We start from the raw sequence: 20,650 nt of genomic DNA on the forward strand, positions 1-20,650 counted from the left end.
ATCGCCCCCGTGGGGGGTCTGTGCTGGGGCCGGGCGGGCTTGGGGGGTGGCGCGGCCATCGGCGTGCGGCTCCCGAACGGGCTTGTGCGGGCGCTCAGTCGGTGGTGTACACGTGCATGCCGGGCACGTGCAGGGAGCCGCCGAACTGTGCTGCCTGGACCACCTTCACATGGGTGAAGTAGATCAGCGGGATGTTGAGCGGGGGCGGGCTGTCCGGGCTGAACGTCACGGGGATCAGGCCGAACAGGTTGCCCGAGATGCTCTCGGTGTACATCACGGTGTCGCCGTTGCGGATCGTGGACGTCGAGCCGGCGGAGGCCTGCACGTGGTAGGTCTTGCCCGACTGCTTGTCGTTCACGGTCTGGTGCAGGTCGCCGATGTCCGTGCCGCCGGAGATGACGTACTTCAGCACCTTCTTCGTGGTGCCGCCGGCCGTCTTCACCTCGACGATGCCCTGGTAGTCGGCGCCCTTGAGCAACAGCGAGCTGGCGTTCAGGTACCAGGGGTCGTCCGCCACCGGCACCTTGTTGTCGACGCCGCTCTTGTCGTCGGTGGCCGCCGGGCAGTCGTCCGCGGACGTCGTGGAGCTCGCGGAGGGGCTGGGCGTGGCCGACGCGGCCGCGTCACCGGCCGCCTTGGTCGCGTCCGTGGCCGTCTTGGCCGTGTCCTTGACGGTCTTGGAGGCCGTGTCGGTGGTGTCCTTCACGGTGTCCGTGGCCTTCTCGGCGGCCTTGGTCACCGTGTCCCCGACCGTGCCGGAGGAGTCGGCCGTTCCGGAGTCGGTCTTTGCGGAGGTACCGGCCGACGAGGACGACGGGGACGCGGACGGCGTCGGGCTCGCGGACGTGCCGGAGTCCTTGCCCCCGCCGGTGAGGACGTTGCCGATGTCACCGATCGTGGTGCCGATGGTGTCCAGCAGGCCGCCACCGCTGCTCTGGGTCGCCGACGGCGTGGGCGTGGCCGTGTCTTTGCTGCCCGAGTCCGACGAGCCCGATCCCGCACCGGAGCCGGAGGACGGCGTCGGCTTGGGCGTGGCCTTGTCGGCGGAACCCGAATCCGGCGAAGAGGTCTGGCCCGAGCCGGTGGTGTCCTTCGCGTCCTTGCCGTCGGCGGAGGCCGTCGGGCTCGGCGTGGCCGTGCCGGTGGACTCGCTCGCGGACGGCGAGGGCGAGGCCGAGGCGTCCTTGGAGCCGTCCAGCGCCTTGACGCAATCCTTGTACTCCGCGGCCTTCTGGCTGTTGGACGTGGACGTACCGCCGTTGTCGGCAAGGGCGAGACTCGACGTGAAGCCCATCCCCATCAGGACCGCCGTGGGCATCGCCACGGAGGCGATGGCCTTGCCGGCCGGCATGTGGAACCTGGTGAACAGCGGCTTCCTGGGTGCCGCGTGGCGGGGCCCGGTTCTCTCACGGGACCCGTCCACATCGGTCCCGAGGGCCACCTCGTCAGCCGGCACTGTGCCTCCCGTTCGCCCCGTTGGCCGGGCTCGTTCCTGACAGGTCACTCATCGCGTTCACCCCGTCCGCGCCCTGAGGGGGCAGCGGTGCGGCCTCGGGGGAACCACCCTCGCCCGGTGCGGCATCGGCCGGCGGCTCCGGCTGGGGCGGTGTGCCCGGCGACCAGGCCACGGCCATCGCTCCGCCGATGAGGGCGAGCAGGAAGCCCATGACGAAGCCGCCGAAGTTGGACACGGGGAGGGACACCAGCGCCAGCAGGATCGCGGCGACGCCCGCGAAGGTCCGTACGTGCTTCTGGAACCAGAGGCTGATGCCCAGGACGACGAGCAGCACGCCGATGATCAGGGATCCCGCTCCGGCCGTGGTCGCCATGGCCAGCGTCAGATGACCGAGCTGGAGATGGAAGTACGGGAAGTACATGATCGGCAGACCGCTGAGCAGGACATACAGACCGGCCCAGAACGGACGGCTGCCCCGCCAGGCGCGGAACTGCAGCCTCCGGGCGGTGAACTGGCCGGTTGCGGCAGGAGTCTCGGCGCTCATGGAAAACAGCTCCCTGGTGCGGCGTTGCTGTGGTGGTGATGTGTGCCGCGCGTGAAGACGCGGCCGAAGTGTGGACGGGCGGGGGCGCCACCGGCTCCCCCGCCCATCAGCGAGTGCTCAGTAGCACTCGTGCGAACCCGTCGACACGGACATCTTCAGGCCGCTCAGCTTGAAGGTTCCGGCGGTGGTGGCCCACGCCGTCTGCTTCACGTTCTCCAGCGTGGCCTTGTCGGCCTGCTGCGCGAAGCCGTACGGGTTGGCCTGCTCGCCCCCGCCCTTCATGCCCGGACCCTTGCCGGCGTCCTTGGCAGCCACACCGATGTCGATGTTGTCGAACGTCGCGTCGGCGTTGAGGTCGGCAACATCGATGTAGATGTTGTCGGCCTGGACCTTGTCGGCACCCGCGCCGCCGGCCCTCAGGATCAGGCTGACGGATCCGAAGATCGGCACGTCCGGGGTGACCACGGACTGGCACAGGTTGGTGATGTCGGCGTGCTTGAACGCCGAGACGGCCACCGGGTGGGCCGTCTTCTTGCCGTCCAGCGTGTAACCGCTGTCGATGGCGCCGTACTGCGAGAAGCCGGTACCGACCAGCTCGTCGGCCGACACCTTGAACGACTGCCCGGAGACGCTGAACGAAGCGGCGAGAGCGCCCTGCGCGAGGGCGACACCTATCGCGGCCGTCGCGGCGACGCTGGGCACCATGACCACAGCGAACCGCTTCCATCTGGTCCCGCCACGCACCTGGGACTCCATATTTCCTCCTTCTCGGACGTACATCTCCTGGCCCGGACTCGCCCCAGTCGGCGGCTCAGCCAGGCAGGGATGGGAGAAGTGCTACGTCCTCGGGAAGGAGAGCGCCTGCACTCGAAGACACGAACCGCGCCCGAATCACCGGCGATCACCCCCGAGCGACAACCACTGGTCGCGCCTGACACGCATCACGCACAACCTTCTGGACAGGCTTCGCCTTGCGACGAAGACCCCCCTGCCCAAGAGCCGGCGCCACTGCCGCCGACTCTGCTCGGTGGGGACCCAGAGTCTCCCGTGACCCGACCGGCTGCCGGGGGTGCGGGAATGGACCGAGCGTGGCCGATCGTGGTGCATTCTCGCGCCGGGCACAAGGGGGTTCGTTACTCGCTAGTAACGGCCGGATAACCGAACAACGACCCAGCGGTCTCGGAGTACAACCCTGGGTGGCATCCGAGGGCAGAGCAAAGCCGTTGATCCCTGGACGAAACCAGACAGATCAACGGCTCTGATTTACTCGGAGTAACAGCAGCTCCAATTACCAAGATTTGGCAAAGCGGAGTCGCCCTGACGCCTCGTCGGCAAATCTTTCACCTCGGCATCACAAGCCGTGGCGTTTAGTAACTGGTCAGAACAGCGCCCGCGCCAGCGCCCGGCGCGCCCCGACCACCCGCGGATCCTCGGGGCCCACGACCTCGAACAGCTCCAGCAGCCGGCGCCGCACCGCGTCCCGGTCGTCACCCGCCGTGCGCTGCACGGTCTCGATGAGCCGCCCGAAGGCGTCCTCGACATGACCGCCCACCAGGTCGAGATCGGCGGCGGCGATCTGCGCGTCGACGTCGGCCGGCTTGTCGGCCGCCTCCTTGCGCACCTGCTGCGGGTCCATGCCCTGCACCCGCTGGAGCAACTCCGCCTGCGCGAGACCGAGCTTGGCCTCCGTGTTGGCCGGGTCGTCGCTCAGCACGTTCTGGTACGCCCGGACGGCGCCGCCCAGGTCTCCCGCGTCCAGCGCCTGGACGGCGGCCTCCAGCAGGGCGTCGTACGGTCCGGCCGGCGCCGCCTGCTGCGCACCGTCGCCCGGCTGCGCGTCGGGGTCGACGGCCAGACCGGTCAGGCCGAAGCGCTCCTCGGCGACCTGTACGAGCTGGTCCAGGGTCTGCCGGATCTGCTGTTCGCCGGCGGCCCCCTGGAAGAGCGGCAGCGCCTGCCCCGCGACGACGGCGAAGACGGCCGGGATCCCCTGGACCCCGAACTGCTGCATCAGCATCTGGTTGGCGTCGACGTCGACCTTGGCGAGCAGGAAGCGCCCGTTGTACTCGACGGCCAGCCGCTCCAGGACCGGGCTCAGCTGCTTGCAGGGCTGACACCACTCGGCCCAGAAGTCGATGACGACGGGTACTTCGGCGGAGCGCTGCAGGACTTCGTGCTCGAATCCCGCCTCATCGACGTCGATGACGAGATCGGCCGGGGAGACGGCCCCCGCCCCGCCCTGCCGGGCGGCTTCGGCGCGCACCTGCTCGGCCTTGGTCTTGGCCTCCTGGGCCGCCTTGACCGCGGCGAGGTCGACGACGCCGCTCATGGACATGTTCCGTGGCTGCATGCGTCTATCCTCCCCCGATCCGGTGCATGAAGGAAAAAGTGGTGTGGGTGGCGCAGGGTCCCCACCGCGCGCCGGTGGCCGTCGCCCGTGTACGTCCCTCACGAGCTTTCGCTACGACTCGTAGCGTAATGCCATGCGGGGCCCTCGCGACACCACGCCCCGGTGATCTCTCTCACGACGCCGGGAGAACGGCCGGTTATGGTCGTGGGATGCAGAGCCGCACCCCCGCCAGCCGTACCGGACGCCCGCGCAGCGCGGCGGCGGATGCCGCGATCCTTGCGGCCACGCGCCAGGCGCTGGTGGAGCTGGGCTGGTCCAGGCTCACCCTCGGAGACGTGGCGACGCGGGCCGGGGTTGCAAAGACGACGCTCTACCGCCGCTGGGCCGGCAAGCACGAGCTGGTGGTGGACGCGGTCGCCGAACTCTTCGACGAGCTGGAACTGCCCGACCGCGGCAGCCTGGCCGCCGACATCGAGGGCGTGGTCCTGCAGTTCGCGGCGATCCTGGCCCGTCCGGAGGCCAAGAGCGGCCTGATGGCGGTGGTCGCCGAGTCGACCCGCGACGACGCGCTGCGCGAGCGCATCCGCGCGTCCATCGTGGAACGCCAGATGGGCCTGGTCCTGGAGGGCCGCGCGCGGGCGCAGTGCCGCGGCGAACTCCCGCCGGAACCGGACCAGGCGGAGGCCACCCGCACGGGGGACCTGATCTTCGACATGGTGGCGGGAGCAGTCGTGCACCGCACCCTGGTGAGCGGCAAACCGGCCGACGAGGAGTGGGTGCACGACTTCACGCGGGTACTGCTGCTGGGCCTCACGGGCGCCACGGACGGCTGAGCCGGATCACCCGGCCCACGGGCGGGTGAGCAGCACCCCGCGCCCCAGGTCCCGTACGGCGAGGCCGGGGACCTCCGCCAGGATCTCCGCCGGAGAGCCGGCCACGTAGGTCGCGAGGCCGATGGGCCGGCTCCGCCGCCATCCGCCCTCGGCCTCCCACGCCGAGAGGCCGATGAAGGTGGCCCATTCGGGCTCCCACGCCTCGACCACCGCCGCCGGCGGGCCTTCGATCACCTCCGGGCCGAGGTCGCGCACGACGCTCCCGGCGGGATCCCTGAACCACAGGAAGGCACTGTTCTCGATGTCCCACATGCCCTCGCGGCCGCTGTCGACGGACATCGGCAGGTCGAGGGACGGTGACAGGACGGACAGCCGGAAGCCCCACCTTCCCTCGTCACCGGCTCGCACGAACCGCTCCAGCTCCGCCGGCTCCGGGCGCAGCGGCCAGGACCCCGGGGGCACGCTCCCGTCGTCCCCGACCAGGCCGTTCCACTCCCGCAGGCCGGGGTGCAGAGCGGCCAGCCCGGTCAGGGACAGGGCCAGCCGCCCGGCGCACCCGGACACGGACTCCGGCCTGTCTCCCCAGCGGGCAGCCGGCACCCTGTCGTCGGTCACGATCCCCCCGGCGCCAACAGGACTCAGAAGCCTGCGGGCTCGGTGTACACCCCCCACTCGTCCCGCAGCACCCCGCAGATCTCGCCCAGCGTGGCCTCCGCCCGGACGGCTTCCAGCATCGGGCCGATCATGTTGGAGCCGTCGCGCGCGGCGGCCAGCATGCTGTCCAGCGCGGCCCGTACCGCGCCCTCGTCCCGCCCGGCCTTGCGCCCGGCGAGCACCCGCACCTGCTCCCGCTCCACCTCGTGGCTGACCCGCAGGATCTCCAGGTCCCCGGTGACGGACCCGGTGTGGACGTTGACGCCCACGACCCGCTTGTCGCCCTTCTCCAGCGACCGCTGGTACTGGAAGGCGGACTCGGCGATCTCCCCGGTGAACCAGCCGTCCTCGATCCCGCGCAGGATGCCCGAGGTGATCGGCCCGATCGGGTGCTGTCCGTCGGGGTGCGCCCGAAGTCCCCGTTCCTTGATCTGCTCGAAGATCTTCTCCGCGTCCGCCTCGATCCGGTCCGTCAGCTGCTCGATGTACCAGGAACCGCCCAGCGGGTCGGCCACGTTGGCGACCCCGGTCTCCTCCATCAGCACCTGCTGCGTGCGCAGCGCGATCTCCGCCGCCTGCTCGCTCGGCAGCGCGAGGGTCTCGTCCAGGGCGTTGGTGTGCAGCGAGTTGGTGCCGCCGAGCACCGCGGCCAACGCCTCCACGGCCGTACGGACGACGTTGTTGTACGGCTGCTGGGCCGTCAGCGAGACACCCGCCGTCTGGGTGTGGAAGCGCAGCCACTGTGCCTTGTCGCTCTTCGCGCCGTACACGTCACGCATCCAGCGCGCCCAGATGCGCCGCGCCGCGCGGAACTTGGCGATCTCCTCGAAGAAGTCGACGTGTGCGTCGAAGAAGAAGGAGAGCCCGGGCGCGAACACGTCGACGTCGAGCCCGCGCGAGAGGCCCAGCTCGACGTACCCGAACCCGTCCGCGAGCGTGTACGCCAGCTCCTGCGCGGCCGTCGCTCCGGCCTCGCGGATGTGGTAGCCGGAGACGGACAGCGGCTTGTAGGCGGGGATGCCGGCCGCGCAGTGCTCCATGAGGTCGCCGATGAGGCGCAGGTGCGGCTCGGGCTGGAAGAGCCACTCCTTCTGGGCGATGTACTCCTTGAAGATGTCGGTCTGCAGCGTGCCGTTGAGCACCGACGGGTCCACGCCCTGCCGCTCGGCGGCGACCAGGTACATGCAGAAGACGGGCACGGCGGGCCCGCTGATGGTCATGGAGGTCGTGACGTCACCGAGCGGGATGTCCTTGAACAGGACCTCCATGTCGGCGGCGGAGTCGATGGCCACCCCGCAGTGCCCGACCTCGCCGAGCGCGCGCGGGTCGTCGGAGTCACGGCCCATGAGCGTCGGCATGTCGAAGGCCACGGACAGGCCGCCGCCGCCCGCGGCGAGGATCATCTTGTACCGCTCGTTGGTCTGCTCGGCGTTGCCGAACCCGGCGAACTGCCGGATCGTCCAGGTGCGCCCCCGGTAGCCGGTCGGATGGAGCCCGCGCGTGTAGGGGTACTCCCCGGGCCAGCCGATCCGCTCGAATCCTTCGTACGTGTCCCCCGGTCGGGGCCCGTACACCGGCTCCACGGGATCGCCGGAGAGCGTGGTGAAGTCTGCGTCGCGCTTGCGCGCGGCGTCGTAGCGGGCCTGCCAGCGCCGGCGGCCCTCCTCGATGGCGTGAGCGTCCATACCTTCGAATTTACTAGGACGTCCTAGTAAATGTCGATGGGCAACCGCCGTACGAGTGCCGTACGGCGGTGACGGGCCCGGAGCGACGCCGGGCCCCCGCTCGGCCGGAGGAGGCTCTAGACCTTGGCGACGGCCGGGGCCGGGCCGGCGGCCCCGGCCGCCAGCTCGCGGCTGATCTTCCGCTCGACGAAGAAGGCGGCCGTCGGGATCGTCCCCGCCAGCAGCACCCACAGCTGCTTGCCGACCGGCCACTTCGCCTTGGAGCCCAGGTCGAAGGCGAAGACCAGGTAGACGACATACAGCCAGCCGTGCGCGATGGCGATGACCCGGGTGACGTCGGCGGCACCGTCGATGTGGAACCCGTACTTCGCGATCATGCTCAGGCACAGCAGGACCAGCAGCACACCGGTGACATAGGCCAGGACGCGGTAGCGGGTCAGCACGCTCTTCTTCATGCCGACGAGCGTAACCACCCGTTCCGGGAGATCTTGACCCGGGTCACTCCTCGTCGAAATCGTGTGCCGCGATCCGCAGCGGACGGAGCATCGCGAAGATCTCCGCGCACTCCTCGGCGTCGTAGACCCCGAGGCCGAAGTCCATCCCCATCAGGTCGCGGGTGGCCGCGTCGACCACCTCGCGGCCCTTGGCGGTGATGACGGCGAGGGTGCCGCGGCCGTCGTTGGGGTTGGGGCGCTTGGCCACCAGACCGGACTTCACCAGCCGGTCCACGGTGTTCGTCACGGACGTGGGGTGCACCATGAGCCGCTCGCCGATCTTGGACATCGGCAGCTCCCCGGCCCTGGAGAAGGTGAGCAGCACCAGTGCCTCGTAGCGCGCGAAGGTCAGACCGTACGGCTTGACCACCGCGTCGACCTCGGCCAGCAGGATCTGCTGCGCCCTCATGATCGAGGTGATCGCAGCCATCGCGGGCACGTTTCCCCAGCGCTGTTTCCAGAGCTCGTCGGCACGGGCGATGGGGTCGAACGGAAGACTGAGAGGCTTGGGCACGTCATCAGACCCTACCGGCCGGTCATATGGCGGTCAGCTCTGTCTCGGTCTTCGGTCGCCCGGCAGGCCATGGCGAGGGCGCCGCAGCACAGCACACCGAGCACCCCGGCCCCCACGACGGCCGCCCGCACCCCCATGACCTGGGCCGCGACCCCCGCCAGCGCCATGCCGACGCCCTGGATCGTCATCAGCCCCGCGCTGAGCACGGTCATGGCCCGCCCGCGCAGCTCCTCGGGCACCGCCCGGACGAACCACTGGTCCAGGCCCAGCGTGTACGCCGATCCCGCCCCGGACAGCAGCAGGAGCAGCAGGGAGGGCGCCAGGCCGGGGTGCAGCGCGTAGCCGAGGTAGGGCAGCAGGGTCAGGCACAGCAACGGCAGCGCGATCCGCTCCCGGGCCGCGGAACCGAGCCGCGCCCCTGCGTACAGCTCGCCGGCCACCGTGCCGACGGGCAGGGCGCACATCAGCAGGCCGAGGCCGGTGGATCCGGCGCCGAGCGCGTCGGCGTAGGGCGCGGCCAGCGCCTCGGGGACGACGGAGAACATCGCGGGCACCCAGAACAGAAGGAGCAGCACGCGGATGCGCCGGTCGGCGAGGAGGCGGCGGGCGCCGGGCACGGGCTCCCCCGGCTGCCGGGCGCGGGCGGGGCGGGGGCGGGTGCCCACGCGCAGCAGCGCCGCCGAGGCGAGGAAGGTACCGACGGTGATCAGCAGCGCGTGACGCGGGGCGACGACCGTGAGGAGCAGCCCGCCGAGGCCGTAGCCGACCAGCAGCGCGCTCTGGGCGACGATCCGCAGCAGGGAGCGGCCCAGCACGAACGGCTCGCCGTCGCCGAGGACGTCCGCGAGGGTCGCCATCCGGGTGCCGGCGAACACCGGGGCGACGACGGCGAGGCAGCAGCGCAGTGCGAGCAGGACGGCGATGCCGGCGCCCGGGGCCACCATCAGCGCCACGCACCCCGCACACACCAGGTCGCAGGTCACCAGTACCCGGCGGGCCGGGAAGCGGTCGGCGACCGAGGCGAGCAGGGTGCCGCCGACCGCGTAGGGCAGGAAGCCGAGCGCGAAGGTGAGGGCGCTCATCAGGGGCGAGCGGGTGAGGTCGTAGACGAGGACGGACAGCGCGATTTCGCTGACGATCACGCCGAGCATGGACAGGACGTGGGCGGCGAAGACCGCCCGGAACTCGGGTACGGCGAGGACGCGGCCGTACCCGGCACGCGCGGGCGCCTCGGCTTCGGACGATGCGGACATGCCGCGCAGCGTGCCCGCACCCGCACCGCGCGACGTAGAGTTTCGGCTCAGGCCGAATGTTCCAGGCCGCAGGTGTCCGGTCCGACCGAGGGGATCGCCGTGGCCTCACGTCTCCACTTCGGTGAGGACGACTTTCTGCGCTGCCGGTTCGCCGTGTCGCCGCTGTGGGAGACGCAGGAGGCGGTGCGGACGCTCAAGCGGCCCGACCGGCACGGCTATCACGTGCCCTGGCTGCGGCGGATCCGTACGGCCGCGGCGGGTCTCGACCTGACCCCGCTGTGGCTGCTCATGCCCCGCCGGGGCCACGCCCCCGACTGGCTCGGCCCGCCGCCGATCTCTCCCGCGGCGACCTTCGAGGAGGAGATCGCGGCCGTGCGCGGGGCCGATCCGGACGCGGCCCGGGACGACACCGCACGCTCGCTCGCCTGCACCCCGGGTGCCCTGGAGTCGGCGCAGGGCCGGTCCTGGCTCGCGGATCCGGCGCGGATGGTGCGGGAGCTGGCGGACGCGATGCAGGAGGCCTGGCGGGTGCTGGTCGAGCCGGAGTGGCCCCGGCTGCGGGCCCTGCTGGAGGCGGACGTGGCCTTCCACTCGCGGCGGCTGGCCGAGGTGGGGCTCGGCACGCTGCTGTCGGAGCTGGATGCGCGGCTGTCCTGGAACGGCCGGACGCTGACAGTCCCGCTGCACGGCGAGTACGCGCGCGACCTCGGCGGACAGGGCCTGGTGCTGATGCCGAGCGTGTTCTCCTGGCCCGACGTGATCACGGGCTTCGACCCTCCGTGGCAGCCGACGGTCGTCTACCCCGCCCGCGGCATCGCCGGGCTGTGGGCCGAGCCCGCCGACCGGACTCCGCAGGCGCTCGTTCGGCTGCTCGGCCCCAACCGCGCTGCCGTCCTGGCCGCACTCGACGAACCCGCGACCACCACCGCCCTGGCCCACCGCCTCGGGCTCGCCCCCTCCTCCGTATCGGCGCACCTGACGGTCCTACGGGACGCGGGCCTGCTGACGGCCCGCCGCTACGGCCACCAGGTCCTGTACGAACGGACCCCCCTGGGGATGGCGCTGACGTCGGGGGGCTGAGCGCCCCGAAGGGGCGCGGGGGCTGTATCGACATGCGGCTCCGCCGCGTGGGCGCAACCAGCCCCAACGGACCCGCACCCGGGAGAGCACCCGCACCCCCCGCGGCGTGTCCCTACGTCGCATCCTTCCGACGCAGCCGATGCCGGACCGCCTGCCGGGCGACCGGCCCCAGTTCCTCCAGAACCGCGACCAGCACACCGAGTTGCTCAAGGGCGTCCAGGGCCGCCTGAGCCCCCGCCTCGTCGACACCCTCGTACAACTCGATGCCGACGAAGGACGCGGCGACGGCGCGCGCGAGCCGCGCCGGGTCGGCGCACTCACCCAGGGGCGTCGCCGCGAGCACCCGCCGCAGCACCTGCTCGATCTCGGCGATCCACAGGTCGAGCCCGGCGGCCGCGGCCGGCCCCAGGGCGGCATGGGTCTGGGCACCGGCCAGGAGCTGCCCGAGCAGGGCCACATGGCCGCCCGTCCGCTCCTGTTCATGGATCTCGCGGCCGACGGCGAGGAGCTCGGAGAGGGAGCCTGCTGCGGCGAGCCGGGTACGGTACCTGGCCACCGCCTGCTCGGCGCCGTATCGGCAGGCGGCCGCGAGCAGTTCGTCCACCGATCCGAAGTGGTAGAAGACCAGCGCCTGGTTGACCCCGGCCGCCGAGGCGACCGTACGGGCCGACGTCTTGGCGATGCCCTGCTCGGTGAGCGTGCGCAGGGCGCCCTCCAGCAGCTTGGTCTTGGTCTCCTGGGCCTTCCCCCGAGTTTCCTGGTCCTTGCCCCGCGTCTCCCGGTCCTTTCCCCGAGTCTCCCGGTCCTTCCCCCGCTCCGCGCTCATGCGCGTGTCACCTCCGAGGTCGTTGCCGTCATCCGTGCTTCTCCAGGGTGCGCAGAAGACGGGGTGCGCACGCCTGGGTGACCGGAGAACGCAGGCAGCGGCGGGCTGCCGGGGTGCAGGCGAGCGGCTCCTTCAGGAGGGCCAGCGACATCACGACCATCAGCAGCAGCGGGCACAGATAGGCCACGGCGGCCGCGAACTCGCCGAAGACGCGGACGACGGGCTCAAGGCCCAGACCGGCGCAGCCCACGGTGAGCACCAGCGCGCGGACCGCCAGTTCGGCGAGCCAGTTGGCCAGGGCCCGCTCGGGGGTGATGCCCCGCTCCAGCCACAGCCGCAGCCGGTCGAAGGACCACGCGGTCGCCCAGCCCGTCAGCGGCCGGAACACCAGCCGGTCGGCCACCGCGCCGAAGGCGCCCCCGCGGGGACGGTAGTCGTAGCCGGTGAGGAAGCGGACGCCCTGGGCCTCGGGCACGTAGCGCCAGTAGCCGCTGCCCTCGGCGAGCGGGGAGAGCGGGTGCCGGGAGGAGAAGCGCAGGGCGGAGGTGCGGCTGCCGTCGGGGCGTTCCTTCTCGCTCGCGCAGACGCCGGTGCCGGAGACGGTGAGGAACGGCAGCACGCGCGCGGCGTACCGGAAGCGCCGCGGCTCGCCCTGGGGGCGCGGGAGGTACCGGATCTCCCGGACCCGCAGGTCCCAGCGCCGGTGCTGGGCGGGGTCCTGGGTGCGCGCCCAGAGTTCGTCCAGGTCGGCGCGGATACGCGTCTCTATATAGAGACCCATGGTGTTCCCCCACGTCAGAGCAGTGTTTGAGCAACTGCTCAAACGATGTGCGTGGGAAAAATACACCTTCCTTGAGCGATCGCTCAAACGCGCGTACGAGTGAACCCCGGCCGCGCGGGCCGGGGTTCGCGCGAGATCGCCGGCGCTACCGCGCCAAGTGCCGCTCGACGGTCTCGACCTTCGAGGTGAGCCCGTCGGTCACCCCGGGCCGGATGTCGGCCTTGAGGACGAGGGACACGCGCGGTGCGCGCTGCTCGACGGCGGCGACGGCCCGCCTGACGACGTCCATGACCTCGTCCCACTCCCCCTCGACGGAGGTGAACATGGCGTCGGTGCGGTGGGGCAGGCCCGACTCGCGGACCACGCGGACGGCATCGGCGACGTACTCCCCGACGTCCTCGCCGACGCCCAGCGGCGTCACGGAGAAGGCGACGATCATGCGTTGACGACCCCTTCCTTGCGGGCCCGGGCGGCGATGACGGCGTCCTCGGACTCACGGCGCAGCCGCCGCTCGGCGATGAAGCCGCCGCCGGGGATGATCGAGTAGGCGAAGTAGAGGGCGCCGGTCCCCTTGCTCCACTTCGTGCGGTTCCAGGCGTCCAGCCAGAAGATCACGTAGAGGATGAACAGCACGCCGTGGATCGGGCCCAGCACCGGGGCGACGTTGAAGCCCGAGGCCACCGTGTACTTGATGACCGTGCAGGCCGCGAGCACGATCCAGGAGATGCCCTCCGGCACGGAGACGAGGCGGAGTCGGCGGATGGCGGATGCGGTCTTGATGTCCACGGGTCACCTTCGGTGGGAGTGTCGCTGAGGCGCGGTCGCTTCGTCGATCGGCGCTTCGTGATCCGCTTTGTGAACGGAAGCACAAGCGTCGCCCATTGTGGCAAACGGTGTCCCTAGGGGTGCGGTCAGGGTCGCTCTCCACCCACGGGCCCTGTTCCGCCCGCCCGCGTCGCCGCTACGTTCGCTGCGTGGCGATGTTCCGACTCCAAGGGAGCAAGGTGCTCGCCGTCGACATGACCGGGGATGCCGTGAAGGCGAAGAACGGCTCGATGGTCGCGTACGACGGGCAGATGGCCTTCAAGAAGCTGACGGGTGGCGGCGAGGGGCTGCGGGGGATGGTGACCCGGCGGCTCACCGGCGAGCAGATGACGGTGATGGAGGTGAGAGGGCAGGGGACCTGCTGGTTCGCGGACCGCGCCTCGGAGATCAATCTCGTACAGCTCCAGGGGGACAAGCTCTACGTGGAGTCGAGCAACCTCCTCGCGACCGACGCGGGACTGAGAACGGGCACGACGTTCACCGGACTGCGCGGCGCCTCGCAGGGCAACGGCCTGTTCACCACGACCGTGGAGGGGCACGGGCAGGCCGCCGTCATGTCGGACGGCCCGGCCGTGGTGCTCCGGGTCAGCCCGCAGTACCCGCTGATCGTCGACCCGGGCGCGTACATCGCCCATCAGGGAGACGTACGGCAGTCCTTCCAGTCCGGTGTGACGTTCCGCACGTTCTTCGGGGAGGGCGGCGGCGAGGCCTTCCAGATCCGCTTCGAGGGCGACGGGCTGGTCTATGTGCAGCCGAGCGAGCGGAACACGATCGCGGGGGACCTGTGAGATGAGCTTCCGGGAGATCAACTCCAAGATGGTCGAGGCGACCGTGCTGCCCGGGCAGCGGCTGTTCAGCCAGCGCGGGGCGATGCTCGCCTACCGCGGGGACGTGTCCTTCACCCCCAGCCTCCAGGGCGGCCAGGGCGGCCTGATGTCCATGATCGGACGGCGGGTGGCCGGCGAGGCGACCCCGCTGATGTCCGTCGAGGGCAGCGGCACCGTCTTCTTCGGTCACGGCGGCCACCACGTGCACGTCATCAACCTCTCCGGCGACACCCTGTACGTCGAGGCCGACCGGCTGCTCGCCTTCGAGGGCACCCTCCAGCAGGGCACGATGTTCATGGGCTCGCAGGGCGGGGTCATGGGCATGGTGCGGGGGCAGGTCACCGGGCAGGGACTGTTCACCACGACACTGCAGGGCCACGGGTCCGTGGCCGTGATGGCGCACGGCGGCGTCTTCGAGATCCCGATCACACCGCAGCGTCCGGTCCACGTGGACCCTCAGGCGTACGTCGCCCACCACGGCGAGGTCCGCAACAAGCTGTCCACCGCGCTCGGCTGGCGCGACATGGTGGGCCGCGGCTCCGGCGAGGCGTTCCAGCTGGAGCTGAGCGGAAGCGGCACGGTGTACGTACAGGCCTCGGAGGAGAAGCTGTGAGCGCGTACGGAACCCCCGGCGGCCCGGTGGTGTACGACCCGATGACACTGCCCGCCGACGACAACGTGAACAAGTACACGTTCTGTGTCGAGCTCAAGAGCGGGGAGTGGTTCCTGCAGAAGGGGAAGATGATCGCCTACTACGGGGCGATCGAGTTCAACGGCATCGGGCACGGGCGACTCGACCGACTTGTCCGCACCTCGTTCCATTCGCCTCTGCACGCGAGCGACTGGGTCGTCGCGGCGGGCTCGGGGAAGATGCTGCTGGCCGACCGGGCCTTCGACGTCAACTCCTACGACCTGGACGACGGGAACTTGACCATTCGCGCGGGCAACCTGCTCGCTTTTCAGCCAAGTCTCGCGCTCAAGCAGTCGATCGTGCCGGGTTTTCTGACCCTTATCGGAACCGGAAAGTTTGTGGCCGCATCTAACGGTCCGGTGGTGTTCCTGGAACCTCCGCTCCGGGTGGACCCCCAGGCACTGGTCGGGTGGGCCGACTGCCCGTCACCCTGCCATCACTACGACCACGGGTACCTGACGGGTGTGCTGGGCGGTCTACGTGCAATGACAGGCCTCGGCGGGGTTTCCGGCGAGGAGCACCAGTTCGAGTTCGTGGGCGCCGGGACGGTCCTGCTGCAGTCCAGCGAGACCCTCATGGCCGAACCGGGAACGGGGGCGGTTCCGGCCGAGCCGGGGGTGCCCGGCGGTGGCTCAGCGACACCGGGCGGACACGGTCCGCAATCGTCGGGCGCACCGCGCCTTCCCGGACAGCTGGGGGACCTCCAGCGTCGCTTCGGGCTGTGAGCGGTAGTCTGCGGAGTGTGACGTCGAACGCGTGCGCACTGTCACACCACCCGAAGTAGTTCGTCTTTCAACTTCTTAGGTAGACTTCATTCATGGAGACCGAAACGGCCACGCGCTGGCTGACCGATGCGGAGCAGTGCGCCTGGCGCACCCACCTGGAGGTCAACAGGCTGTTGACGTACCAGCTCGAAAAGGATCTGCAGCCGTTCGGCCTGACGATGAACGACTACGAGATCCTCGTAAATCTGTCCGAGTCGGACGACGACCGGATGCGGATGAGCGATCTGGCTTCGGCGACCCTGCAGTCCAAGAGCCGGCTCTCGCACCAGATCACGCGGATGGAGAACGCGAATCTGGTGCGCCGGGAGAACTGTGAGTCGGACCGGCGGGGGCTGTACGCGGTTCTGACCGACCACGGTCTGGAGACGATGAAGAAGGTCGCGCCGCACCACGTGGCATCCGTGCGGAAGCACTTCATCGATCTGCTGTCACCGGAGGCGCTGACGGAGCTGGACAAGGCGCTGAAGCCGATCGCCGAGCATCTGAGGGGGCAGCGAGGGCGTCCCTGAGGCCCACTCGGAACCTCAGGGAGTCGCAGCCGGGCGGGGGTGTGACGCCTACCGGCGCCTGCAGGGTTCCTCCCCCGCCGCCCACTACACGCGAGCGGGGGAACCCCCCTCGCCCACCCGTGCCGCCCCAGCGGCACGACTGCCCGCAGCAGCGGCAGCCACGAGCGCCGTCGCGCCCGCGAGGGCGAAGCACACGGGCAGCGGCAGCCGGCCGATCAGCAGACCCGTGGTGAGCGCGCCGGTCGAACCGCCCGCGTTCACGGCGGCGTTCACCCAGGCCCCGGCCTGGGTGCGGGAGTCCTCTGTCGCCGTCTCGTCGGCCAGCAGGTACGCGGTCGTCAGGGCCGGGGCGATGAACGCTCCCGCGCAGGCCATGGCCGCCGTGAGCGTCCACAGGCCGGGGGCGAGGCCCGCCGCGGCGATCACCAGGCCGAGGCCCGCCGCGAAGCCGGCCAGCCTGACCCGGGCGGGCCGGCGCCAGTCGATCGCCCCGCCCACGAGGCCGCCCACCGCGCTGCCGGCCGAGAGCGCACCCAGGACCCACGGCACCACGGCGGTGCCGTGGGACCGCTCGGCGGCGAAGGCCATCACCAGCAGGTCGATGCCGCTGAGGGCCAGACCGACGCCCGCGGCCGCGGCGACCGGCGCGAACAGGCCACGGACGCCTCCGCGCCGCTTCTGCCTGCGCGGCGAGGGGCGCGGACCGGTCATCGCCGGCGAGGTGACGAACGCGGCCGTACCGAAGACGATCAGCAGGGCGCTGAGCAGGATGCCCGCGGCCGGCGGTGCGAGACCCACGAGCACGCCGACCAGGGCCGGGCCGGAGACGTACAGCAGCTCCTCGGCGACGCCGTCCAGGCTGTAGGCGCGCTGCAGCAGGCGCCGGTCGGCGACCAGTTCGGACCACAGGGAGCGCATGGTGGGGCCGAGCGGGGGTGCGCAGGCGCCGGCGAGGGCGGCGGCCGTGGCGATGGCCGCCGACGGTACCCCGGGGCGCCAGGTCAGGGCGGCCAGGGCGCACAGCAGGGCGCCGTAGACCATCGCCATGGGCAGCAGGGCGCGGCGCGGGCCGTATCGGTCGACGAGGGAGGCCCGCAGGGGCATGAGGCAGACCGTCGCGGCCCCGAACAGGGACATCACTGCGCCGGTGACGGCGTAGGACCCGGTGGCGCGGGTGACGGAGAGCATCACCGCGAGCGAGACCGTCCCGTAGGACAGGCGGGCCGTCAGCGCGGCGGCGAAGGTGCGGCGCGCGTGCGGGACGCGCAGGACGGCGGCGTAGGAGGGCCGCGAGGGCAGGACAGGGCGCGACGACGTGGACGCGGACATCGTGGAGTTCCTCACGTGAAGGCATGAAGAGGGGACACCTGAGCGCCGCGTCGGCCGACGGTCGTGCGTCGGCTGCGTACGCGGGCGCGGGTGTGCGCTCTATGCCATGGAGAGGAACATACGGATCAAGGTAGCAGCGGGCGGCCGGGGTTGACCACGGTGTTTACCGGCCAGGCCGCGGTCAGCTCTCGGTGAGCCCCGCCACCAGCTCGTCCGCGGCCCGGTAGGGGTCCAGTTCGCCCGCGACGATGCGTTCCGCGAGGGCGCCCAGGTGGCGGTCGCCGTGCAGGTCGCCGATGCGTTCGCGCAGGGCCGTGACGGCGATGGTCTCGACCTCACGGGAGGCGCGGGCCAGGCGGCGCTCGGCGAGGACGCCGTGCTCCTCCATCCACGCGCGGTGCTTCTCCAGGGCCTCGACGACCTCGTCGACGCCCTCGGATCGGGCCGCGACGGTCTTGACGATGGGCGGACGCCAGTCGCCGGGACCTCGGGCCTCACCGAGGCCCAGCATGTGGTTCAGTTCGCGGGCCGTGGCGTCGGCGCCGTCCCGGTCCGCCTTGTTGACGACGTACACGTCGCCGATCTCCAGGATCCCGGCCTTCGCCGCCTGGATGCCGTCGCCCATGCCCGGGGCCAGGAGAACCACGGACGTGTCGGCCTGGGAGGCGATCTCCACCTCCGACTGGCCGACGCCGACCGTCTCCACCAGGATCACGTCGCAGCCCGCCGCGTCCAGGACGCGGATCGCCTGGGGCGCCGACCAGGCCAGGCCGCCCAGGTGGCCGCGCGTGGCCATGGAGCGGATGTAGACGCCGGGGTCGGAGGCGTGGTCCGACATGCGGACCCGGTCGCCGAGCAGGGCGCCGCCGGAGAACGGCGAGGACGGGTCGACGGCCAGGACGCCGACCCGCTTGCCCTGCTTGCGGTAGGCGGTGACGAGCGCGGAGGTGGAGGTGGACTTGCCGACGCCGGGCGAGCCGGTCAGACCGACCACATAGGCGTTGCCGGTCAGCGGGGCCAGCGCCGCCATGACCTCCCTGAGCTGCGGGGACGCCCCCTCCACCAGGGAGATCAGCCGGGCCACGGCCCGCGGCCGGCCTTCCCTGGCCTGGGCCACCAGAGAGGAGACGTCCTGCATCAAACAGCTCCGTTCACTTCACCGACGTACAGAGAACTCGGGCGTGGAGAGATCTCGGGCGTACCGAGAACTCGGGCGTACGGAGATCTCGGGCGCACCGAGAACTCAGGCGTACGGAGGACTCGGTGCACCGAGAACTCAGGCCTTCGGCACCCGCACGATGAGCGCGTCGCCCTGGCCGCCGCCACCGCACAGCGCGGCCGCACCGACGCCGCCGCCCCGCCGCTTGAGCTCCAGCGCCAAGTGGAGCACGACACGGGCGCCGGACATACCGATGGGGTGCCCCAGGGCGATGGCGCCGCCGTTGACGTTCACCTTTTCCGTGGAAACACCGAGGTCCTTCATTGACTGCACGGCGACCGCGGCGAATGCCTCGTTGATCTCGATGAGGTCCAGGTCGGAGACCTCCAGGCCCTCCTTCTTGAGGGCGTGCTCGATCGCGTTGGACGGCTGGGACTGCAGGGAGTTGTCCGGGCCGGCCACGTTGCCGTGCGCGCCGATCTCGGCGAGCCATTCCAGGCCCAGCTCCTCGGCCTTGGCCTTGCTCATCACGACCACGGCCGCCGCACCGTCCGAGATCTGCGAGGAGGTGCCGGCGGTGATCGTGCCGTCCTTGCTGAAGGCCGGGCGCAGCTTGCCCAGCGACTCCACGGTGGTGTCGCCGCGGATGCCCTCGTCCTTGCTGAAGACGACGGGCTCGCCCTTGCGCTGCGGGATCTCGACCGGGGTGATCTCGGCCTCGAAGATGCCGTTCTTCTGCGCGGCGGCGGCACGCTGGTGGGACAGCGCGGCGATCTCGTCCTGCTCGGGACGCCGGATGCCGAGGCGCGTGTTGTGCTTCTCCGTCGACTCGCCCATGGCGACGCCCTCGAAGGAGTCGGTCAGGCCGTCGTAGGCCATCGCGTCGAGCATCTCCACCGCGCCGTACTTGAAGCCCTCGCGGGACTTCGTCAGCAGGTGGGGGGCGTTGGTCATGGACTCCTGGCCGCCGGCGACCACGATGTCGAACTCGCCGGCGCGGATCAGCTGGTCGGCGAGCGCGATGGCGTCGAGGCCGGACAGACACACCTTGTTGATGGTGAGCGCCGGGACGTTCATCGGGATGCCGGCCTTGACCGCTGCCTGGCGGGCCGGGATCTGCCCTGCCCCGGCCTGGAGCACCTGCCCCATGATCACGTACTGCACCTGGTCGCCACCGATGCCCGCACGGTCGAGGGCGGCCTTGATCGCGAAGCCGCCGAGGTCGGCTCCGGAGAAGGACTTCAGCGAGCCCAGCAACCGCCCCATGGGCGTACGGGCGCCCGCGACGATCACAGAGCTGGTCGTTCCAGAAGACATGAGCTGCGATCCCCTTACCGGCCTGCACAGCCGAGGAGTGAACGAGGGTTTACTTCGAATGTACTGATGGCACTCCGTGCCGTCATCGGGCCGTCGGTGTGATCGCGCGCACGTTGCGTAACCACCTCGGGAGCGCTGCACTGAATCCATGCTGACGCGAATCGACCACATCGGGATCGCCTGTCGCGACCTGGACGCCACCATCGAGTTCTACCGCGCCACCTACGGCTTCGAGGTGTTCCACACCGAGGTCAACGAGGAGCAGGGCGTGCGCGAAGCCATGCTCAAGATCAACGAGACGTCCGACGGCGGCGCCTCCTACCTCCAGCTGCTGGAGCCGACCCGGGAGGACTCGGCGGTCGGCAAGTGGATGGCGAAGAACGGCGAGGGCGTCCACCACATCGCTTTCGGTACGGCAGATGTCGACGGGGACGCAGCCGCCATCCGCGAAAAGGGCGTACGCGTTCTGTACGAGGAGCCACGGATCGGCTCCATGGGGTCGCGGATCACCTTCCTGCACCCGAAGGATTGTCACGGTGTCCTGACAGAACTGGTCACTTCGGCCCCTGTTGAGTCGCCCGAGCACTGACCCCCGTACATAAGGGCCGGTAGGGTTGGGGGCGGTCGCCCTCACAAGGCCGGGTGGCCGCACGCCGGGGTCCGGGTTTCGGGGGACGAGCGTCGGGGCAACAGCCCGTGCTCCGCCGTTGATCTGACACCATTCCCCGGGGGCTCCGT

The 20,650-nt window shown here is 70.8% G+C and carries 23 protein-coding genes; 7 read left to right on the forward strand and 16 right to left on the reverse strand.

Going from position 1 to position 20,650, the window contains the following annotated elements:
• Positions 1-94 precede the first annotated feature (94 nt).
• The 4 genes from AB0H32_RS20370 to AB0H32_RS20385 form a co-directional block, all read right to left on the reverse strand.
• Positions 95-1,456: a hypothetical protein gene (locus AB0H32_RS20370; RefSeq protein ID WP_361122206.1), complete on the reverse strand. Its 1,362-nt coding sequence runs from the start codon at positions 1,454-1,456 to the stop codon at positions 95-97.
• Positions 1,446-2,000, reverse strand: a complete 555-nt coding sequence (locus AB0H32_RS20375) for a DUF6114 domain-containing protein (protein WP_361122210.1) — start codon at positions 1,998-2,000, stop codon at positions 1,446-1,448. The genes AB0H32_RS20370 and AB0H32_RS20375 overlap by 11 nt, the downstream gene beginning before the upstream one ends.
• A gap of 117 nt (positions 2,001-2,117) precedes the next feature.
• Positions 2,118-2,756, reverse strand: a complete 639-nt coding sequence (locus tag AB0H32_RS20380) for a DUF6230 family protein (RefSeq protein ID WP_361122213.1) — start codon at positions 2,754-2,756, stop codon at positions 2,118-2,120.
• Positions 2,757-3,378: 622 nt separating this feature from the next.
• Positions 3,379-4,350, reverse strand: a complete 972-nt coding sequence (locus AB0H32_RS20385; protein WP_361122216.1) for a tetratricopeptide repeat protein — start codon at positions 4,348-4,350, stop codon at positions 3,379-3,381.
• A gap of 209 nt (positions 4,351-4,559) precedes the next feature.
• On the opposite strand from AB0H32_RS20385, the gene AB0H32_RS20390 reads away from it, so the two are divergent.
• Positions 4,560-5,183, forward strand: a complete 624-nt coding sequence (locus AB0H32_RS20390) for a TetR/AcrR family transcriptional regulator (protein WP_361122219.1) — start codon at positions 4,560-4,562, stop codon at positions 5,181-5,183.
• Between the two features lie 6 nt (positions 5,184-5,189).
• Here AB0H32_RS20390 and AB0H32_RS20395 read toward each other — a convergent pair whose 3' ends face one another.
• The 5 genes from AB0H32_RS20395 to AB0H32_RS20415 all read right to left on the reverse strand — a co-directional run bounded on the left by AB0H32_RS20395 (position 5,190) and on the right by AB0H32_RS20415 (position 9,783).
• Complete coding sequence (locus AB0H32_RS20395; protein ID WP_361122222.1) at positions 5,190-5,798, reverse strand: hypothetical protein; 609 nt, start codon at positions 5,796-5,798, stop codon at positions 5,190-5,192.
• A 23-nt stretch (positions 5,799-5,821) separates the two neighbouring features.
• Positions 5,822-7,522, reverse strand: coding sequence for a methylmalonyl-CoA mutase family protein (locus AB0H32_RS20400; protein WP_361122225.1), 1,701 nt, complete (start codon positions 7,520-7,522; stop codon positions 5,822-5,824).
• A 116-nt stretch (positions 7,523-7,638) separates the two neighbouring features.
• The gene (locus AB0H32_RS20405) at positions 7,639-7,977 is read right to left on the reverse strand and encodes a DUF3817 domain-containing protein (protein ID WP_361122228.1); all 339 of its coding nucleotides are present in this window, start codon (positions 7,975-7,977) and stop codon (positions 7,639-7,641) included.
• Between the two features lie 43 nt (positions 7,978-8,020).
• Positions 8,021-8,530: a MarR family transcriptional regulator gene (locus AB0H32_RS20410; protein WP_361122231.1), complete on the reverse strand. Its 510-nt coding sequence runs from the start codon at positions 8,528-8,530 to the stop codon at positions 8,021-8,023.
• 11 nt (positions 8,531-8,541) lie between these two features.
• A complete protein-coding gene (locus AB0H32_RS20415; RefSeq protein ID WP_361122234.1) occupies positions 8,542-9,783 on the reverse strand; it encodes an MFS transporter in 1,242 nt (413 codons plus the stop codon).
• A 99-nt stretch (positions 9,784-9,882) separates the two neighbouring features.
• Here AB0H32_RS20415 and AB0H32_RS20420 point away from each other — a divergent pair, with 99 nt between their 5' ends.
• The gene (locus AB0H32_RS20420) at positions 9,883-10,863 is read left to right on the forward strand and encodes a DUF5937 family protein (protein WP_361122237.1); all 981 of its coding nucleotides are present in this window, start codon (positions 9,883-9,885) and stop codon (positions 10,861-10,863) included.
• A 112-nt stretch (positions 10,864-10,975) separates the two neighbouring features.
• On the opposite strand, the gene AB0H32_RS20425 is transcribed toward AB0H32_RS20420, so the two are convergent.
• The 4 genes from AB0H32_RS20425 to AB0H32_RS20440 all read right to left on the reverse strand — a co-directional run bounded on the left by AB0H32_RS20425 (position 10,976) and on the right by AB0H32_RS20440 (position 13,256).
• Positions 10,976-11,689 carry a TetR family transcriptional regulator gene (locus AB0H32_RS20425; RefSeq protein WP_361122240.1) on the reverse strand — a complete coding sequence of 238 codons (714 nt, stop codon included), beginning with the start codon at positions 11,687-11,689 and terminating at the stop codon, positions 10,976-10,978.
• Positions 11,690-11,717: 28 nt separating this feature from the next.
• Positions 11,718-12,470 carry a hypothetical protein gene (locus tag AB0H32_RS20430; RefSeq protein ID WP_361122243.1) on the reverse strand — a complete coding sequence of 251 codons (753 nt, stop codon included), beginning with the start codon at positions 12,468-12,470 and terminating at the stop codon, positions 11,718-11,720.
• A gap of 145 nt (positions 12,471-12,615) precedes the next feature.
• The gene (locus tag AB0H32_RS20435) at positions 12,616-12,909 is read right to left on the reverse strand and encodes an MTH1187 family thiamine-binding protein (RefSeq protein WP_361122246.1); all 294 of its coding nucleotides are present in this window, start codon (positions 12,907-12,909) and stop codon (positions 12,616-12,618) included.
• Positions 12,906-13,256 carry a DUF3817 domain-containing protein gene (locus AB0H32_RS20440; protein ID WP_361122249.1) on the reverse strand — a complete coding sequence of 117 codons (351 nt, stop codon included), beginning with the start codon at positions 13,254-13,256 and terminating at the stop codon, positions 12,906-12,908. Before AB0H32_RS20440 ends, AB0H32_RS20435 begins: the two co-directional genes overlap by 4 nt.
• Before the next feature lie 194 nt (positions 13,257-13,450).
• On the opposite strand from AB0H32_RS20440, the gene AB0H32_RS20445 reads away from it, so the two are divergent.
• From AB0H32_RS20445 to AB0H32_RS20460, 4 genes are all read left to right on the forward strand, one after another.
• Positions 13,451-14,083, forward strand: coding sequence for an AIM24 family protein (locus AB0H32_RS20445; protein ID WP_361122355.1), 633 nt, complete (start codon positions 13,451-13,453; stop codon positions 14,081-14,083).
• A gap of 1 nt (position 14,084) precedes the next feature.
• Entirely contained in the window at positions 14,085-14,735 is a 651-nt protein-coding gene (locus tag AB0H32_RS20450) for an AIM24 family protein (protein ID WP_361122252.1), read from the forward strand.
• Positions 14,732-15,538, forward strand: a complete 807-nt coding sequence (locus AB0H32_RS20455; protein ID WP_361122255.1) for an AIM24 family protein — start codon at positions 14,732-14,734, stop codon at positions 15,536-15,538. Before AB0H32_RS20450 ends, AB0H32_RS20455 begins: the two co-directional genes overlap by 4 nt.
• 92 nt (positions 15,539-15,630) lie before the next feature.
• Positions 15,631-16,107, forward strand: coding sequence for a MarR family transcriptional regulator (locus tag AB0H32_RS20460; protein ID WP_361122258.1), 477 nt, complete (start codon positions 15,631-15,633; stop codon positions 16,105-16,107).
• Positions 16,108-16,191: 84 nt separating this feature from the next.
• On the opposite strand, the gene AB0H32_RS20465 is transcribed toward AB0H32_RS20460, so the two are convergent.
• The 3 genes from AB0H32_RS20465 to AB0H32_RS20475 form a co-directional block, all read right to left on the reverse strand.
• Positions 16,192-17,436 (reverse strand): MFS transporter, encoded by a 1,245-nt coding sequence (locus AB0H32_RS20465; protein WP_361122261.1) that lies wholly within the window; start codon positions 17,434-17,436, stop codon positions 16,192-16,194.
• A gap of 181 nt (positions 17,437-17,617) precedes the next feature.
• Positions 17,618-18,574 (reverse strand): methylmalonyl Co-A mutase-associated GTPase MeaB, encoded by a 957-nt coding sequence (gene meaB, locus AB0H32_RS20470; RefSeq protein WP_361122264.1) that lies wholly within the window; start codon positions 18,572-18,574, stop codon positions 17,618-17,620.
• A gap of 138 nt (positions 18,575-18,712) precedes the next feature.
• Complete coding sequence (locus AB0H32_RS20475; protein WP_361122267.1) at positions 18,713-19,912, reverse strand: acetyl-CoA C-acetyltransferase; 1,200 nt, start codon at positions 19,910-19,912, stop codon at positions 18,713-18,715.
• Positions 19,913-20,060: 148 nt separating this feature from the next.
• Between AB0H32_RS20475 and mce the strand changes: the two genes are divergently transcribed.
• Entirely contained in the window at positions 20,061-20,501 is a 441-nt protein-coding gene (gene mce, locus AB0H32_RS20480; RefSeq protein ID WP_361122270.1) for a methylmalonyl-CoA epimerase, read from the forward strand.
• The last annotated feature ends 149 nt before the right edge of the window (positions 20,502-20,650 follow it).

Source organism: Streptomyces sp. NPDC020362 (assembly GCF_040642095.1).
Taxonomy (GTDB): Bacteria; Actinomycetota; Actinomycetes; order Streptomycetales; family Streptomycetaceae; genus Streptomyces.

Excerpts from the sequence above, each read along its gene's own strand:
- meaB (WP_361122264.1), bottom strand. The coding sequence starts at position 18,574 with ATGCAGGACGTCTCCTCTCTGGTGGCCCAGGCCAGGGAAGGCCGGCCG.
- AB0H32_RS20435 (WP_361122246.1), bottom strand. The coding sequence starts at position 12,909 with ATGATCGTCGCCTTCTCCGTGACGCCGCTGGGCGTCGGCGAGGACGTC.
- AB0H32_RS20425 (WP_361122240.1), bottom strand. The coding sequence starts at position 11,689 with ATGAGCGCGGAGCGGGGGAAGGACCGGGAGACTCGGGGAAAGGACCGG.
- AB0H32_RS20475 (WP_361122267.1), bottom strand. The coding sequence starts at position 19,912 with ATGTCTTCTGGAACGACCAGCTCTGTGATCGTCGCGGGCGCCCGTACG.
- AB0H32_RS20415 (WP_361122234.1), bottom strand. The coding sequence starts at position 9,783 with ATGTCCGCATCGTCCGAAGCCGAGGCGCCCGCGCGTGCCGGGTACGGC.
- AB0H32_RS20460 (WP_361122258.1), top strand. The coding sequence starts at position 15,631 with ATGGAGACCGAAACGGCCACGCGCTGGCTGACCGATGCGGAGCAGTGC.
- AB0H32_RS20400 (WP_361122225.1), bottom strand. The coding sequence starts at position 7,522 with ATGGACGCTCACGCCATCGAGGAGGGCCGCCGGCGCTGGCAGGCCCGC.
- AB0H32_RS20390 (WP_361122219.1), top strand. The coding sequence starts at position 4,560 with ATGCAGAGCCGCACCCCCGCCAGCCGTACCGGACGCCCGCGCAGCGCG.
- AB0H32_RS20385 (WP_361122216.1), bottom strand. The coding sequence starts at position 4,350 with ATGCAGCCACGGAACATGTCCATGAGCGGCGTCGTCGACCTCGCCGCG.
- AB0H32_RS20375 (WP_361122210.1), bottom strand. The coding sequence starts at position 2,000 with ATGAGCGCCGAGACTCCTGCCGCAACCGGCCAGTTCACCGCCCGGAGG.
- AB0H32_RS20380 (WP_361122213.1), bottom strand. The coding sequence starts at position 2,756 with ATGGAGTCCCAGGTGCGTGGCGGGACCAGATGGAAGCGGTTCGCTGTG.
- AB0H32_RS20405 (WP_361122228.1), bottom strand. The coding sequence starts at position 7,977 with ATGAAGAAGAGCGTGCTGACCCGCTACCGCGTCCTGGCCTATGTCACC.
- AB0H32_RS20445 (WP_361122355.1), top strand. The coding sequence starts at position 13,451 with ATGTTCCGACTCCAAGGGAGCAAGGTGCTCGCCGTCGACATGACCGGG.
- AB0H32_RS20450 (WP_361122252.1), top strand. The coding sequence starts at position 14,085 with ATGAGCTTCCGGGAGATCAACTCCAAGATGGTCGAGGCGACCGTGCTG.
- mce (WP_361122270.1), top strand. The coding sequence starts at position 20,061 with ATGCTGACGCGAATCGACCACATCGGGATCGCCTGTCGCGACCTGGAC.
- AB0H32_RS20430 (WP_361122243.1), bottom strand. The coding sequence starts at position 12,470 with ATGGGTCTCTATATAGAGACGCGTATCCGCGCCGACCTGGACGAACTC.
- AB0H32_RS20465 (WP_361122261.1), bottom strand. The coding sequence starts at position 17,436 with ATGTCCGCGTCCACGTCGTCGCGCCCTGTCCTGCCCTCGCGGCCCTCC.